This window comes from Cytobacillus sp. IB215665, from assembly GCF_033963835.1.
GTDB lineage: Bacteria > Bacillota > Bacilli > Bacillales > SM2101 > Nanhaiella.
The window spans coordinates 34,039-49,479 of sequence record NZ_JAXBME010000001.1 but is presented as its reverse complement, the minus strand read 5'-3'; the positions used below and the strand labels follow the sequence as shown (position 1 = coordinate 49,479).

11 protein-coding genes and 3 tRNA genes are annotated in these 15,441 nt (G+C 35.3%); all 14 read right to left on the bottom strand.

Translation table 11 applies throughout. From position 1 onward, the window contains the following. Positions 1-36: 36 nt before the first annotated feature. Positions 37-1,278: a S1C family serine protease gene (locus tag SLH52_RS00220; RefSeq protein ID WP_320207302.1), complete on the bottom strand. Its 1,242-nt coding sequence runs from the start codon at positions 1,276-1,278 to the stop codon at positions 37-39. A gap of 374 nt (positions 1,279-1,652) precedes the next feature. Further along, positions 1,653-2,447 (bottom strand): MBL fold metallo-hydrolase, encoded by a 795-nt coding sequence (locus tag SLH52_RS00215; RefSeq protein WP_320207301.1) that lies wholly within the window; start codon positions 2,445-2,447, stop codon positions 1,653-1,655. Positions 2,448-2,455: 8 nt separating this feature from the next. Beyond that, positions 2,456-3,238 (bottom strand): two-component system regulatory protein YycI, encoded by a 783-nt coding sequence (locus tag SLH52_RS00210; RefSeq protein ID WP_320207300.1) that lies wholly within the window; start codon positions 3,236-3,238, stop codon positions 2,456-2,458. Further along, a complete protein-coding gene (locus SLH52_RS00205) occupies positions 3,225-4,535 on the bottom strand; it encodes a YycH family regulatory protein (protein ID WP_320207299.1) in 1,311 nt (436 codons plus the stop codon). The genes SLH52_RS00210 and SLH52_RS00205 overlap by 14 nt, the downstream gene beginning before the upstream one ends. Beyond that, positions 4,532-6,355: a cell wall metabolism sensor histidine kinase WalK gene (walK, locus tag SLH52_RS00200; protein ID WP_320207298.1), complete on the bottom strand. Its 1,824-nt coding sequence runs from the start codon at positions 6,353-6,355 to the stop codon at positions 4,532-4,534. Before walK ends, SLH52_RS00205 begins: the two co-directional genes overlap by 4 nt. 8 nt (positions 6,356-6,363) lie before the next feature. Next, positions 6,364-7,074, bottom strand: a complete 711-nt coding sequence (gene yycF, locus SLH52_RS00195) for a response regulator YycF (protein WP_320207297.1) — start codon at positions 7,072-7,074, stop codon at positions 6,364-6,366. An 89-nt stretch (positions 7,075-7,163) separates the two neighbouring features. After that, positions 7,164-8,663, bottom strand: a complete 1,500-nt coding sequence (locus SLH52_RS00190) for a M23 family metallopeptidase (RefSeq protein ID WP_320207296.1) — start codon at positions 8,661-8,663, stop codon at positions 7,164-7,166. Positions 8,664-8,940: 277 nt separating this feature from the next. Next, a tRNA-Phe gene (locus SLH52_RS00185) sits at positions 8,941-9,013 on the bottom strand. A gap of 199 nt (positions 9,014-9,212) precedes the next feature. Beyond that, a tRNA-Asp gene (locus SLH52_RS00180) sits at positions 9,213-9,288 on the bottom strand. Between the two features lie 44 nt (positions 9,289-9,332). Beyond that, positions 9,333-9,404 (bottom strand) — tRNA-Glu (locus tag SLH52_RS00175). 410 nt (positions 9,405-9,814) lie between these two features. Beyond that, a complete protein-coding gene (locus SLH52_RS00170; RefSeq protein WP_320207295.1) occupies positions 9,815-11,101 on the bottom strand; it encodes an adenylosuccinate synthase in 1,287 nt (428 codons plus the stop codon). Positions 11,102-11,546: 445 nt separating this feature from the next. Then, positions 11,547-12,911: a replicative DNA helicase gene (gene dnaB / locus SLH52_RS00165; protein WP_214482818.1), complete on the bottom strand. Its 1,365-nt coding sequence runs from the start codon at positions 12,909-12,911 to the stop codon at positions 11,547-11,549. A 106-nt stretch (positions 12,912-13,017) separates the two neighbouring features. Next, entirely contained in the window at positions 13,018-13,464 is a 447-nt protein-coding gene (gene rplI / locus SLH52_RS00160) for a 50S ribosomal protein L9 (protein WP_320207294.1), read from the bottom strand. Further along, the gene (locus tag SLH52_RS00155; protein ID WP_320207293.1) at positions 13,461-15,434 is read right to left on the bottom strand and encodes a DHH family phosphoesterase; all 1,974 of its coding nucleotides are present in this window, start codon (positions 15,432-15,434) and stop codon (positions 13,461-13,463) included. Before SLH52_RS00155 ends, rplI begins: the two co-directional genes overlap by 4 nt. Positions 15,435-15,441 lie beyond the last annotated feature (7 nt).

Below are 15,441 nucleotides of genomic sequence, written 5' to 3'. Positions count from 1 at the left end.
TTATTTGACTAAAGAGAAGCCTCTACCTATTAATATCTAAAATATTTCTTCGATCAACTTCATTGTGACTGTTTGTTCTTCACCATCTCGGAAGATAGTGACTTCCATCGTGTCGCCAATTGCTTTTTCATTATACAAGTACTTTCTTAATTCAATTGTATCTGTAATTTGTACACCATCCATTGCGACAATGACGTCTAATTCTGTTAAGCCTGCTTGGCTTGCTGGAGAATTAGGCTCTACTCGCTGGATGACGACACCTTCTGTAACATCTTCAGGTAAATGAAGCGTTTGATTTTTATGGTAATCTGAAATCTCATTTAACGATACTAAGTCTCCTACTCCCATATAAGGACGGCGCACTTCCTTGTATTGCTCTAAATCCTCAATAACTGGTAGCGCATAATTACTTGGAATGGAGAAACCAATTCCTTCAACTGCTTGTTCAGCTATTTTCATTGAGTTAATACCTATGACCTGACCATCGATGTTAACTAATGCTCCACCGCTATTACCTGGGTTAATTGCTGCATCTGTTTGCAAAACTTCAGAGTTCCAATCATACGTGCCATCCCCATTAATGTCCATTGGTACAGAACGATTTAAGCCGGATACGATCCCTTGTGTTACTGAACCAGAAAACTCCAAGCCTAATGGATTTCCAATAGCAATGACTGGCTCACCTAGATTAATTTGATCAGAGTCACCGAACTCGGCTACCGTTGTAACGTGTTCCCCATCAATTTCAAGAACCGCTAAATCAGTCCAAATATCACTTCCTAGTATAGTTGCTGGTACACGAGTTCCGTCAGCCAAGCTTACTTCCACTGCATTAGCACCTTCGATGACATGGTGATTAGTGATAACATAAGCTTTACCGTTATCTTTTTTATAAATAACCCCTGACCCTGTTCCTGCTTCTTGTGCTCCAGCTTCGTTGTTACTCCAAAAGCCAGCTTGCTGGATATTTACTACACCGACAACTGCGTCTGAAACTTTATCAACTGCATCCGTTACTTGTGAGGATACATTGACGGCAACGTTTTTATTAATTCCCTCATTCGTTGGTGTCCCGTTATTTGTTTCGAGTTGCTCAGTTTGCTCCTCGTTAATAGCTATGTCATACGGTAAAACATCTAAATTAACTAAAGTAGGAATTGCAATAACAACTAGCAACGCTCCTAGAATAGCCCCAACAAGTGCTGATAAAAACCAACCGCCTCGATTTCCTTTTTGCTTTCCTTGAGCTTGCTCATAGTCTTGATCATAATATCCCATAAGTTATCCACCCTTTCACCGATGAATGTTAGATTTTGCGATTAATGCTTGTAATATTTATTATACTCAGAAATACTAATAAATCTATCATATCCACGAACTAACACAGTCATCACATAATTTCACATGAAGGGTGTTTTTTCCCTTTTAGAAAAGGCTCTTTTCGTATGCTATTGTTATGAAAATGGACAGTCATATAAGGTTTTATCCACGCTCAATAATTAAAAAATAGCAAAGAAGTCACGAACGCTTTCTTGTACGAAAAGTAACAAGCTATGCGAAAACAGTCTAGTGAAAAGGATGGAGCAACTTCTAAGGGATGGATGCTATAACTCAATTGAAGTTCATGGAAGATCTGACTATGAACAAATAACTTAGACTGCTATGAGCTTTGTCGGTTGGTTTGGATCAGTATCATATAAGCTAAACTGATCTCCGATTATAAAACCTTTTGATTCTAATGTCTGAGAAACTGCCATCCGTGCTAAATCCTTCATATTATTATCTTGGCTTAAATGTGCTAAATAAATACGTTTCGTACGATCACCTATAACTTCAGTCATCGCAATGGCAGCATCTTCATTTGATACATGACCAACATCACTTAAAATTCGACGCTTAATATTCCATGGATATTTACCCATTCTTAGCATGTCAACATCATGATTGCTCTCAAACACAAATACGTCAGCGTTGTTAATAATTCCTTTCATTCGATCACTGACATAACCAGTATCCGTAATGAGTGCAATTTTATTACCTTCATGGTGGAAAACATAAAACATTGGCTCAGCTGCATCGTGTGACACTCCAAATGACTCTATATCTAAATTGCCAAACGATTTTACTTTACCCATATCAAAAATAAACTTTTGTTCTGTAGGGATTTCACCAACTTTACTTTCCATCGCACTCCACGTTTTTGCATTCGCGTATATTGGTAATTGATATTTCCTAGCCAATACACCTATCCCTTTTATATGATCAATATGTTCATGAGTTACTAAAATTCCAGATAGATTGCTAATCGAACGGTCTATCTGAAGAAATAATCGTTCCATCTGTTTACCACTTAAGCCAGCATCAACTAATATTGATTGCTCATTCGTTTCTATATAAAAGGCATTTCCAGTACTGCCACTTGCAAGCACACTAAATTGTAAACTCATACTTTCTTTCACTCCAAACTTTCCTCGTCAATTACTTTCCCCTCAAATGCATTGACGTAATAGTTTTCCTTATCATTTACGACAAATTGCCAAGTCGGTGTAAGAACCTTTGATTGTGGGGTTGTAAATGGCACAATTGAATAATATCCTAACTCAATTTCTGTTATTTGGCTACCAAACTTTAATAAGTTTTTATTGTGGAGAATTTCTAAAGCCTTTATCGCAGGAATGATTTCTTCTTCTTTTTCGTATTCCTCTATATTAAGCATTGTCTGCTTATAAGAAATGATTTCATTTAAGTCATTTAGTTGCACGATAATACTACTGTTTTCTTCGTTGTAAATAACTTTATCATTATATAGTTGATAGAAAATAATTTGGTCTAGCTCCTCATCCATCTCCCAAAAAATATATTTATCGCCATCAATAATATACTCATTGAAAAATTGATTTAGCAGGAAATCAAACTTTGCTTCTTCTAATGGATACGGTGTTAACAATGTTGATTCTACTATTGTAGTATCAACAATAGGTATATCCTGATCAGCAAGCTTCGCTAGTTCTTCTTCTGTAAATAATCTACTTATTCCGCTTAAATATTTGCCTCTCTCCTCTACCTCAGGAATTTTATCATAAGTAATATCGTCAGCAGCTAAATTTTCTTCAATTGTTTTTTCTGTCAGTATCATTAATTGGTTATTATTGCGCATTTCAAGAAATTGATAGATTAAAAAAATATCTAGCAAGAGAAAAGTAATAATGAAAATGGTTTTCGTCTTATTCCAATCCAATATACTCTCCTCCTACCTCTTCTACATTAATATGACGCCAAATGTTATTATAACGATAGAACCAAACTGGATCAAAAATCAAAACATCTCGTTCATCTCGTCTAAGCCTATAGCCTAAGATTAGATCTTCAAGCGAATCTTTATTGAATTGTTCCATTTGTTCCAAGTGATTAATAATTTCTTCACCTGTTGGTATAGTAACCTCCCTATGTTCAGAAATCTTTAGCTCAATCATCGGGCGTTCATATCGATATAATTTACCATTTCGCCAATATTGTTCAATTTTTGTAAGGTTACTTTCATTGAAAACAGGTAGGTTTCGTAGAAATAATTGAAACTCTGTCGTTTGCGTATACTTTTCTCTGTTCTCATCCCAACTCCAATAACGATACTTATCTGTCCATCCGCCATGACTATTTACAAAATCAATGCTTTTTAATACTGTGTTTGCGGTACTTAATATATCACTATCCTCTGATACAGGGTTCTCAAACTTTAATCGATTCGTTAAAGAATTTATTTCCATGAAGCGTGAGCCATCTGTATACACAACTACGTGAGAATATAATGATTCTTTTTTAACAGATTTAGGATCACTGAACAGGGCATCCTTAAATACTTCTGGAGCTAGAGTTTCATACGTGTATTCTAATTGATATACAGCTTGTTCTCCCGAAGGTACATAAATGCGTTTTACCTCATTAATGTCGTATGGGATATAGTGTGAATACGATTTTTTTTCTTGGAAATTTTTCCTTATATTTTCTAAATAAACATTATCTAGTGATGCTTTATACACTCTTTGCTTATCATATAAAACAAAATATAACTCTCCCTTATCTACATCAACAACAATACGATCATACAGCCCGACTAAAATATCTGGATTTTGAAATTGAAACATTTTCTTAGTAAATTCAGCTGGAACTTGGTCTTGATAGACTATTTCAAATTTACTATCTCCATGGATAAATGATAAAAAATCTTTTTGTGGAATAGTATTAGATATATTTGTTACATTCGTAATAATCCATTTTTGTATTTCTGATAGCATTTTATCAATTTTGTAATATTCATTTGTTCCATAATCATCGTAATTATAATGAATAAACATTTGACTAGGTTTAATCAGTTCTTCAACATCACGAGTTTCATTGTTAACTAATACAAATTGGTTAATATCTGGATTTTCTAATGTTTTATACTTATTTTGGAAAGTCCAAATATTCCATGTTAAGATAATACTGATCAAGATTAGGGTTGTTAGCAATATTGATTTTATGACTTCAAATTTCATGACCACTCATCCTCTTGCTCCTTTTCAAGTGGGAGTGTAAAGAAAATTGTCGTACCCTTGCCCTCCTCACTCTCTGCCCAAATGTCTCCTCCATGTGCTTCTATCATTTCTTTGGAAATTGCCAAACCTAGGCCTGTTCCACCCAGGTTACGGCTTCTAGCCTTATCAACTCTATAAAACCTATCGAATATATGTGCAAGGTTTGCCTTAGGAATACCGACACCTTCATCACTTATGATTACTTCAAGATGATTAACATTTTTCCTCAAAGAGAAGCTGACTTGTCCTCCTTCTGGAGAGTATTTTAATGCATTTGAAATGATGTTATCTATGACTTGAGTTACTTTATCTTTATCAATACTAACCGTAATTTGTTCATCTGGTAGCTGTCGTTTGAAAGTTACATATTGATTCTTTGAAATTTCAAATCGATCAATGATCTGATGAAAAAATTCATTAAAATTAACAGATGTTCTATGTAATGAGTAATCCCTACTATCTAACTTAGATAGCTGTAGTAAATCTTTCACTAGTCTTATCATACGTTCAGTTTCTGTTTGTGTAACATGTAAAAACTGTGGCGCAATATCTTTATCCTGCCATGCCCCTTCCGCTAGTGCTTCCAAATAACTTCTCATTGTCGTAAGTGGCGTTCTTAATTCATGTGACACATTCGCAACAAACTCTCGCCGTTCTTGCTCGATCTTCTCTTGCTCTGTCACATCATGTAAAACAGCTATTAAGCCATTTGTAATACCAATTTTATTTTCAATGACAGAAAAATTCACTCGAAGTATATAAGAATTTTCCTTTGTACTCACGTCTAGTATTAAAGATTCCCTCTCATGTAAAAGTGTATCAAAATTAAGCTCATCCTCTAAACCTAAGGCTGAAATAATAGGTTCATTAAATACGTCTTCCCTAGATATACCTAATAATTTTAAGGCAGGATCATTTATTAATATGATATGCCCTGTTCTATCAGTCGCAATAACCCCGTCTGTCATATGAGTAATAACTGAAGCAAGCTTACGTCTCTCGCCTTCTGTAGACGCTTGTGCTTCTTGGAGTTTTCTAGATAAATAATTAAAGGTTAATGCTAATTGACCAATTTCATCATACCCGTAAATACGAACCTTTCTAGAGAAATTTCCTTTCGCCATCGCAAGAGCTTGTTTTCTCATATCTGAAATTGGACGAGTAATCGTATGGGCTAAAAATATCCCTAATACTGCAGTAATGACCATAGCTAAAACTGTTCCTGTAACAAGGATACGATTAATTTGCTTCATTTGATTATAAACATTTTCCATAGAGGCTACTAAGTATATCGCACCAACAATTTCATCATTTGACTTGATAGGTGTTGATAATACACGCAATCTGAACCCTGTATTTGGTTCTATAACCAATTCATCACTAGCTGTTCCAACAATAAGTGCAAGATTTATACCACGCTCAGTCATTCTTTTCCCAACAATTTTCTCATTATCTGGATTAGACGTTCCTATGACACGACTATTGATATCAATAACACGTACCTCGATAATGTCCTGATAATCGTAGTCTCGCAAAATATTTTTGACATCATCCTCAACTGTGCTTGCTTGTTCATCACGCTCTAATGTTATGGCTTCCTCTAAATAGTAGGATAGGATGTTTTCTTGTCTATCCAGTGATACTTTAAAGCCTTCGACGAGCTGACCTTCTAACTTCCGAACAAAATACACTCCAATAATTTGCATAGCAATAAGGATGAGGAGAATATAAATTAGAATAAACTTAATATGAATGGAACGAAACACACCAACTTTTTTCATAAATAAATTTACTCCTGCTCTGGATTTCGTAAGTAGTAGCCAACACCCCTTCTAGTAACAATCCAAATCGGATCGCTAGGGTTATCTTCAATTTTTTCACGGAGGCGTCTAACTGTGACATCGACTGTACGAACATCGCCAAAATAATCATAACCCCACACTGTTTGAAGCAAATGCTCTCTTGTCATTACTTGACCTAGGTGCTTTGCTAAATAATGTAATAATTCGAACTCGCGGTGAGTCAGTTCTATCGTTTCACCACGTTTTGAAACAACATAAGCATCAGGTTGTATGACTAGTGGTCCAATTGATAAATAATTATTGTCATCTTGTGATGTATCTTCTTCTGGGATGAGTTGATGCCTTCGTAAATTTGCTTTTACGCGTGCAAGTAACTCTCTAGTACTGAACGGCTTTGTTACATAATCATCTGCTCCTAATTCTAAACCAAGAACTTTATCAATTTCTGTGTCCTTTGCTGTTAGCATAATGATTGGCATATCATATTTTTTCCTTACTTCTCGACAAACTTCCATCCCATCTTTTAGTGGGAGCATAATATCGAGTAATATAATACTCGGTTTTACCTCTTCAACTTGATTAAGTGCTTCAACTCCATCGTAAGCACATGTAACTTCATAACCTTCTTTTTCTAGATTGAATTTTAAAATATCAGCAATTGGTTTTTCATCGTCTACTACAAGAACTTTATTTTTCATAGAAAGACTCCTTTCCCGGAACATTCTGTACCCTTACTTTATCATGACGAGTATATGAATTACAAAAAAACCTCTAGCAATGCTAGAGGTTACTGTAAGAAGTTTCTCGGATTTTGTACACTTCCATTTTTGTACACTTCAAAATGTAAATGAGTTCCAGTTGAATTACCTGTCGATCCCATCACACCTATTTTGCGACCTTTTTCAATCGTTTGTCCAACTGAGACGCTTATTGATGACAGATGTGAATATGTTGTCTTTATACCGTTGTTATGATTAATAACAATTCGATTCCCATATCCTCCATCCCATCCTGCAAATTCAACGACTCCATTGTCTGCAGCTTTAATCGTATAATTACTCGGTCTCGCAATATCCATACCTTTGTGCAGCTTTCCCCATCGCTGTCCCATTTCACTTGAAACATAACCGCCTGAGGCTGGCCATAATAGAGTACCAGTTCCACGTGATGGCACAACCTTCGTACCTTTGAAAATAATTTTATTTACAGGTTCTTTAGTAACTTCTTCTTTAATCGTTGTTTTTTCTATTTGCGTACCATTATCTTTTACAATAATAATATTCTCTAGTTTCTCACCATTTTGACCTTCTTGATTTACCTTTTGATCACCTTTATACATTGTATCTTTTTCAATCGTCTCGGTTTTAAATGGCATTACAACTCGTTTATAATGTTCTTCTTTCACGAGAACATGTACATATGGTTCATACTGTGTAACATTTAATTGCTGACCAATTTGCAAAATAGTCTTTTCGGATATATCTGGATTAAGTTTAAGAAGTTCTTCTGTGCTTAAATCATGAGCATTAGCAATACTTCCTAAGACATCACCTTGTTTAATTTCATATTTTTTTTCTGCCAACGTCCCTTTCTTTAATAAAGAAACACCTTGGTCAACAGTAATGATATTATCTGGTGAAATGTCATCTTTAGTAACTTTAACTGATTCATCAAAAGATACGTCAATAATTCGTGATTCGCCTTCCTTCAGTGGCGGTAATTCATTCGATAAGTCATTCGGTAATTCATTCATCTTTTGTTGTAGCTCTAGTTTTTCTAACTCTTTTGCTGACACGTAAGACGTTTTGATCTTTTTCAACACTTCATTTGCTTCTTCTTCGTTTGCAAAATAAGCTATTGGTTCTCCGTTAACATTAATTGCAGCTGATGCAGCATATATCTCTATGTTATTTTTAACTTTCTTAGCGGTAGTTTCATTATTAACGATAGGACTAAAGACTTTTTCTGGTATGTAGGTTAACTGTTCTCCTACAGAAAATTCAAGATAACCGTTACGATCGTCCATCTTTTTCATCTTGTCGTTTACAGCCTTCTCAATAGTCTTTTTGTCATCTACTGTTCCAATATTTTCTCCGTTAACATATACATGATAGATTGTAGATATTTCTGATGCACTATTAGCAGCTTCTACAGAACCAACTGTTAGTGTTGCGACTGCTACCGTCGTGACCATTGCTTTTTTGACGATACTAAGCGCTTTCTTATCAAAGTTAACAGGTTTAATCATATGGCGTACTTTAGTATATATGTTTGTTTGTTTTAACACTACTTTTCCTCCTAAAACAGGTTTCTCCATCGCCTTGGGAGAGAAAATTCTTTTTATTAATGTGACAAATTTCTCTATTAAACACTCTATTACTTTATCATAAAATAAAAATAATGGCATACTAGATCAAAAGATGTAACATAATTGTATTATAGCTGTAATTTAATAGTGTCTTTTGTAAAATACAAGGTAATAAAAGCTAGCATTCTACTAGAATTATTACCAACATTATCATTTAATTAAAAAAGTATGATCTATACAGACCATACTTTGACAGTGGCTCGGGACGGAATCGAACCGCCGACACAAGGATTTTCAGTCCTTTGCTCTACCGACTGAGCTACCGAGCCATAATAAATTGTGCTTTTATATCTTACCTTTTAGTCAAATACTCATATCTTTGCTCGTCGCATCTCTTTTGCAAGACATTGCTCCTCACAGAACTACACTGATGTCATTTCATAGATGTTTACGTTCTGCTCTACCGACTGAGCTACCGAGCCATATTTGCTATTCATTAATAATTTCTTAGTTTTTTAAGTAATAAAATGGCGGTCCCGACGGGAATCGAACCCGCGATCTCCTGCGTGACAGGCAGGCATGTTAACCGCTACACCACGGGACCAAATATTGTATACAGTTTATTATGTAATACTTAATTTTTATAAGTGACCCGTACGGGATTCGAACCCGTGTTACCGCCGTGAAAGGGCGGTGTCTTAACCACTTGACCAACGGGCCATATAATCATAAAATCTCAATTGATTATCAGCGACATTTAATATACTAACATATTTTCAAAATAAAATGCAATAGTATTTTAATTATTTTTTAGGCTCTTTTTGTAAGCTGTGTTATTATGTTGACTAAATTAATAAGACAATATTGGATTGCAATTATTTTTATAGTAGCAAAATTCTACGAGCATTAGTTGTAAAAGCGTATATTAATACAATAATCGAAAACAACAACCAAAACGATACAACCTTTTTAACAGACAGAAGGGCTAAAAGTTACTCATTTTAGCCCTTCTGTCTTATTTTAAAATAGACTTTGACTATTAAATACATATGGTTGCTAGAGGCTGCTGTCGCGACTCTAGGGTGAAAAACAACAATCAACCTGAACAAAACTAAAGCAAGAAACAAAAATTAACTATATACGCTACGCACAACATTTGTTTGTGATCTATCTGGTCCAACTGAGAAGATTGATAAAGGAATGCCTGTTAGCTGTGATACTCTTTCAAGATAATGACGAGCATTTGCAGGTAACTCTCCTAAACTTTTGACTCCTGTAATGTCCTCTGACCAGCCAGGTAATTCTTCAAATACTGGCTCACACTCAGCTAACATTTTCAAGCTAGGAGGAAATTCTTCTATAAGTTGTCCCTTATAACGGTATGCTACACAGATTTTTAATGTTTCTATTCCTGTAAGTACATCAATTGAGTTTAGTGATAGATCAGTGATTCCACTTACTCTACGAGCATGTCGAACAACTACACTATCAAACCAACCGACGCGACGTGGTCTACCAGTAGTCGTACCATATTCCCGTCCTACTTCTCTAATTTGATCTCCTACCTCATCCGTAAGCTCCGTAGGAAATGGTCCATCTCCAACTCGCGTCGTATATGCTTTTGACACTCCTACAACATGTTTTATTTTAGTAGGACCGACACCCGAACCAATTGTTACTCCGCCTGCGACTGGATTTGAAGATGTTACAAATGGATACGTTCCTTGATCTATATCTAGCATTACACCTTGAGCACCTTCGAATAGAACCCTACGTCCTTCATCTAGCGCATCATTTAACACAACAGATGTATCACAAACATATTTTGCAAATTGTTGTCCATACTCATAATATTCATCTAATATATCTTCCAATTTAAAGCCATCTACCTCGTACATTTTCTCTAATAAACGATTTTTATCTCCAAGGTTTTTAGCTAGTTTCTCTTCAAATACTTCACGGTCAAGAAGGTCTGCAATTCGGATACCTATACGAGCAGCTTTATCCATATATGCTGGCCCTATGCCCTTTTTCGTCGTTCCAATTTTGTTAGCGCCTTTTCTCTCTTCCTCGACCTCATCAAGTTTAAGGTGATAAGGTAAAATGACATGTGCACGATTACTAATACGTAAATTTTCAGTACTTACTCCACGTTCGCGCAAATAATTCAGTTCCTTAATAAGAGCCTTAGGATCTATTACCGTGCCATTCCCAATCGTACAAATTTTATCAGCATAAAAAATGCCTGAAGGTATTAAGTGTAACTTATACGTATTACCGTTAAACTTTATTGTATGCCCTGCATTATTTCCACCTTGAGACCTTGCAACTACTTCTGCATTTGCTGAAAGAAAATCTGTAATTTTACCTTTTCCTTCATCTCCCCATTGTGTTCCAACAACGACTACTGAAGCCATCTATAGGCACCTCCGCTTTTTCCGAACTTTCATTTTTATTATTATCAAACATGATTAGTGTACCAATTTCATCGTGTATAGTCAATTAAAACCGAACATTATTATTTTTTCTAGTAATTTTGTTCGTAGTTTATAATAATCAATGGCTTAAACATTTTTTTAATAGATTGATCGTAATAAAAATTAAACACGCATACAACTAGCACCTTTTTTCTGTATAACGATGACTGTTGCGTAAAACACATCATGACAATTGGGACAAACAACATATAATAGATGATTATATAAATAGATGGTTAGCTTTATTTGCTCAGTAACAAAAATCATATTCCATATAGACGATCAACTTTTCATAATACGGAAAATTGTATTAGTTAACAAAAAAAGAACCACATGTAGATAATCTCTACTTTGTGGTTCTCTATTATTTTAGTAATCTCCTAAACTATGCTCCAGCAGGAACACTTGAATCGCCATAGCGAGTCTCTAAGTTTACAAATTTATTATACTCTTTGACAAATGCTAATTGTACAGTCCCGACTGGACCATTACGTTGTTTGGCAATAATGATTTCTATTATATTTTGATTTTCTGTTTCTTTATCATAATAATCTTCTCGATAGAGGAAGGAAACGATATCTGCATCTTGCTCGATACTTCCTGATTCACGAATATCTGACATCATCGGTCGCTTATCTTGTCTTTGTTCAACCCCACGGGAAAGCTGTGAAAGAGCAATAACAGGGACTTTTAATTCACGTGCAAGTGCTTTTAATGAACGGGATATTTCAGAGACTTCCTGCTGACGATTTTCCCCGCTTCGCCCACTACCCTGGATGAGCTGTAAGTAGTCAATTAAAATCATCCCTAGACCACTCTCTTGCTTTAGGCGTCGGCATTTTGAGCGAATTTCACTAATACGTATACCAGGCGTATCGTCGATGTAAATACCTGAATTAGAAAGGCTCCCCATCGCCATCGTTAGTTTACCCCAATCCTCAGGAGTGAGTGAACCGGTCCTTAAGTTTTGGGCATCAATATTTCCTTCAGCACAGAGCATACGCATTACAAGTTGCTCTGAACCCATCTCAAGACTAAAAATCGCTACATTTTCATCAGTTTTTGTAGCAACGTTTTGAGCTATATTTAACGCAAATGCAGTTTTACCGACAGAAGGACGTGCTGCAACAATAATTAGATCATTACGCTGAAACCCAGCAGTCATTCGATCAAGCTCAGAAAAGCCTGTTGGTATACCAGTAATATCACCTTTGCGATTGTGTAATAATTCTATATTGTCATACGTTCGAACGAGAACGTCTTTTATACTTTGAAAGTCACCTGCGTTCTTCCTTTGGGCAACATCCATAATTTGTTTTTCTGCTTCATTTAAAAGAACATCTACTTCGTCTTCTCGACTGTAGCCATCTTGAGCAATCGTCGAAGCTGTTCTAATTAGGCGACGTAAAATAGATTTTTCTTCCACTATTTTTGCATAATACTCAATATTTGCTGCAGTGGGCACAGAGTTAGCTAAATCACTTAAATAATTTAGTCCACCGATCTCTTCTAAAAGCTTCCCATCTGCTAATTCTGACGTGACTGTTACTAAGTCAACAGGTTCACCCTTATCTGAAAGTAATAGCATAACATGAAAGATTTTTTGATGAGCAGCTCGATAAAAATCTTCAGGAATTAATATTTCAGAAGCCAAAGTTAATGATGATGACTCAAGGAAAATAGCACCTAATACAGCTTGCTCCGCTTCAATATTTTGCGGTGGTATGCGATCCATTATCATATCGCTCATCCACTTTCACCATCCTATAGAAAAAATGTGATTTTTAGAAAAAGGTACGTTTAAAAATGTACACTTTATCATTAAATCACATTTTCACTCATTTTGTATAATTAAATTATTCCTCTATTACATGAACTTTGACAGAAGCGGATACTTCTGGATGTAGTTTAATAGATACGTTTGTAAATCCTAAAGCTCTAATTCCATCCGCAAGCTCTATTTTACGTTTGTCAATTTTCATTTTATGTTTTGTTTTTAATTGCTCAGCTATTTGCTTACTCGTAATTGAACCGAATAATCTGCCACCTTCACCAGCTTTCGCAGTAAATTCGATAGTGATTTTCTCAAGCTCTGCCTTTAGTTTTTTGCATTGATCTAGTTCTGCTTCAGCCTGCTTCTCTTCCTTTTTTTTCTTCGCTTCTAATGAACTCATATTACTTTTTGTTGCTTCTACTGCAAGACCTTGTTTAAAAAGAAAGTTTTGAGCGTATCCATCAGATACATTTTTTATTTCCCCTTTTTTTCCTTTCCCTTTAACATCCTTTAATAATATTACTTTCATGATTCTTTCCCTCCATCTAAATAATCATCAAGTACTAACTTTAATTTCTGTTTAGCTTCATCAATAGTTATGTTCTCTAACTGTGTTGCTGCATTTGTTAAGTGACCACCGCCGCCGAGAGCTTCCATAATGACTTGAACATTTACATTACCTAAAGATCGAGCGCTAATTCCAATTACATGATCACTACGCATCGCAACAACAAACGAAGCTGTTACATCATTCATTGATAATAATGTGTCAGCGGCTTGAGCTAATAACACTTGATCATACGTTTCATCAGCATCTCCAAGTGCTATTGTTAAGCCAGATCGATAGATCACCGCTTTTGATATTAGATTAGCACGTTTTACATAATGATCAATATTTTCTTTTAATAATTTTTGAACGAGTATAGTATCTGCACCGTGAGCACGTAAATTAGATGCAGCATCAAAAGTTCGTGAGCCAGTGCGAAGCGTAAAGCTTTTTGTATCTACGATAATTCCTGCTAACAAGGAAGTTGCTTCAAGCATATCCATCTTTAAACCTTTAGGTTGATACGCTAATAGCTCTGTTACAAGCTCAGCAGTAGAAGATGCGTAAGGTTCCATATAGACGAGAAGGGGGTCTTCTATGAAGTCCTCACCTCTTCTATGATGATCGATTACAACTACACTTTCCGTTTTATTAAGTAATCTTTCTTCAATAACTAGGGAACTTTTATGAGTATCTACAACGACTAGCAATGTCTCGTCAGTAATTATTTCAAGTGCTTGTTCAGGTGTAATAAATCGAGACCATAAGTTTGTATCTTTTTTAATCTCATTAATCAGACGTTCGATTCCAGTTCCTATATCATCTTTGTCTATTACAATGTATCCATTCTTCTCATTCACTTCAGCAACTTTTAAAATCCCTATTGCTGAACCTATTGAATCCATGTCAGGGTTGACATGTCCCATTATTAATACTTGATCACTTTCAGTTACTAGTTCTTTCAATGCGTGCGATATAACACGCGCACGTACCCTTGTCCTTTTTTCCATAGGGTTCGTTTTTCCTCCGTAGAACTTCACCTTTCCATTCGTTTGCTTAATAGCAACTTGATCACCACCTCTTCCGAGTGCTAAATCAAGACTTGATTGGGCAAGTACTCCTAGCTCAGGTAAAGATGAAACTCCTACTCCAATACCAATACTTAATGTTAAAGGCAAATGGTGCTTTGAAGTTTTTTCTCGAACATCGTCTAATATAGAAAAACTCTCAGTTTCTAATTGCTTCAAGATATACTCATTTAACACAGCGATAAAACGTTCGGATGATGTTCTTTTAATAAAAACCCCGTTTTCCTTTGCCCACTTATTTAATAAAAACGTTACTTGGCTGTTCAAATTACTTCTTGTTTGATCTTCTACTCCTTGCGTAACTTCATCATAATTATCTAACAAAATTACTGCTAGTACAGTCCGTTCATTCTCATATTGAATTTGAATTTCTTTCTGCTCTGTTACATCAAAGAAATAGATCAGACGTTCTTCTGGCTTTACATGAACTTTAACTTTTCGTTCATAAAGCGTAATAATATCATCATCAACTTCTTGCTTAATAATTGGAATTAAGCTCTCTGTAATGTCATGTAGTGAACGTCCTACTAATGTATCCTCTGGAAAATAGGAAGTCAAAAATGAGTTACTCCATTCGACATTAAAGTGTTCGTTATAAAGTAATATCCCAATAGGCATTTCAAGTAAAGCTTCTTCTCCAACTTTTTTGACTCGGTGGGAAAGAGTAGAAATATAGTCTTCTATCGATTGGTTAATTACCTTTTCGGACTTAATAAAAAAATATATAGGGATGACAAGGAGCACAAAAGCAATGATTCCGTAGATCCATTGATAAAAAGTAATAATAAGTATCATTAAAATTGAAATGCTAATTATTCCATATATAGGATACCGAATTACACTCTTTTTATAGTACGAAGGCACGTTTTTC

Excerpts from the sequence above, each read along its gene's own strand:
- dnaB (WP_214482818.1), bottom strand. The coding sequence starts at position 12,911 with ATGAGCGATATGATAATGGATCGCATACCACCGCAAAATATTGAAGCG.
- SLH52_RS00205 (WP_320207299.1), bottom strand. The coding sequence starts at position 4,535 with ATGAAATTTGAAGTCATAAAATCAATATTGCTAACAACCCTAATCTTG.
- walK (WP_320207298.1), bottom strand. The coding sequence starts at position 6,355 with ATGAAAAAAGTTGGTGTGTTTCGTTCCATTCATATTAAGTTTATTCTA.
- rplI (WP_320207294.1), bottom strand. The coding sequence starts at position 13,464 with ATGAAAGTAATATTATTAAAGGATGTTAAAGGGAAAGGAAAAAAAGGG.
- SLH52_RS00220 (WP_320207302.1), bottom strand. The coding sequence starts at position 1,278 with ATGGGATATTATGATCAAGACTATGAGCAAGCTCAAGGAAAGCAAAAA.
- SLH52_RS00215 (WP_320207301.1), bottom strand. The coding sequence starts at position 2,447 with ATGAGTTTACAATTTAGTGTGCTTGCAAGTGGCAGTACTGGAAATGCC.
- yycF (WP_320207297.1), bottom strand. The coding sequence starts at position 7,074 with ATGAAAAATAAAGTTCTTGTAGTAGACGATGAAAAACCAATTGCTGAT.
- SLH52_RS00170 (WP_320207295.1), bottom strand. The coding sequence starts at position 11,101 with ATGGCTTCAGTAGTCGTTGTTGGAACACAATGGGGAGATGAAGGAAAA.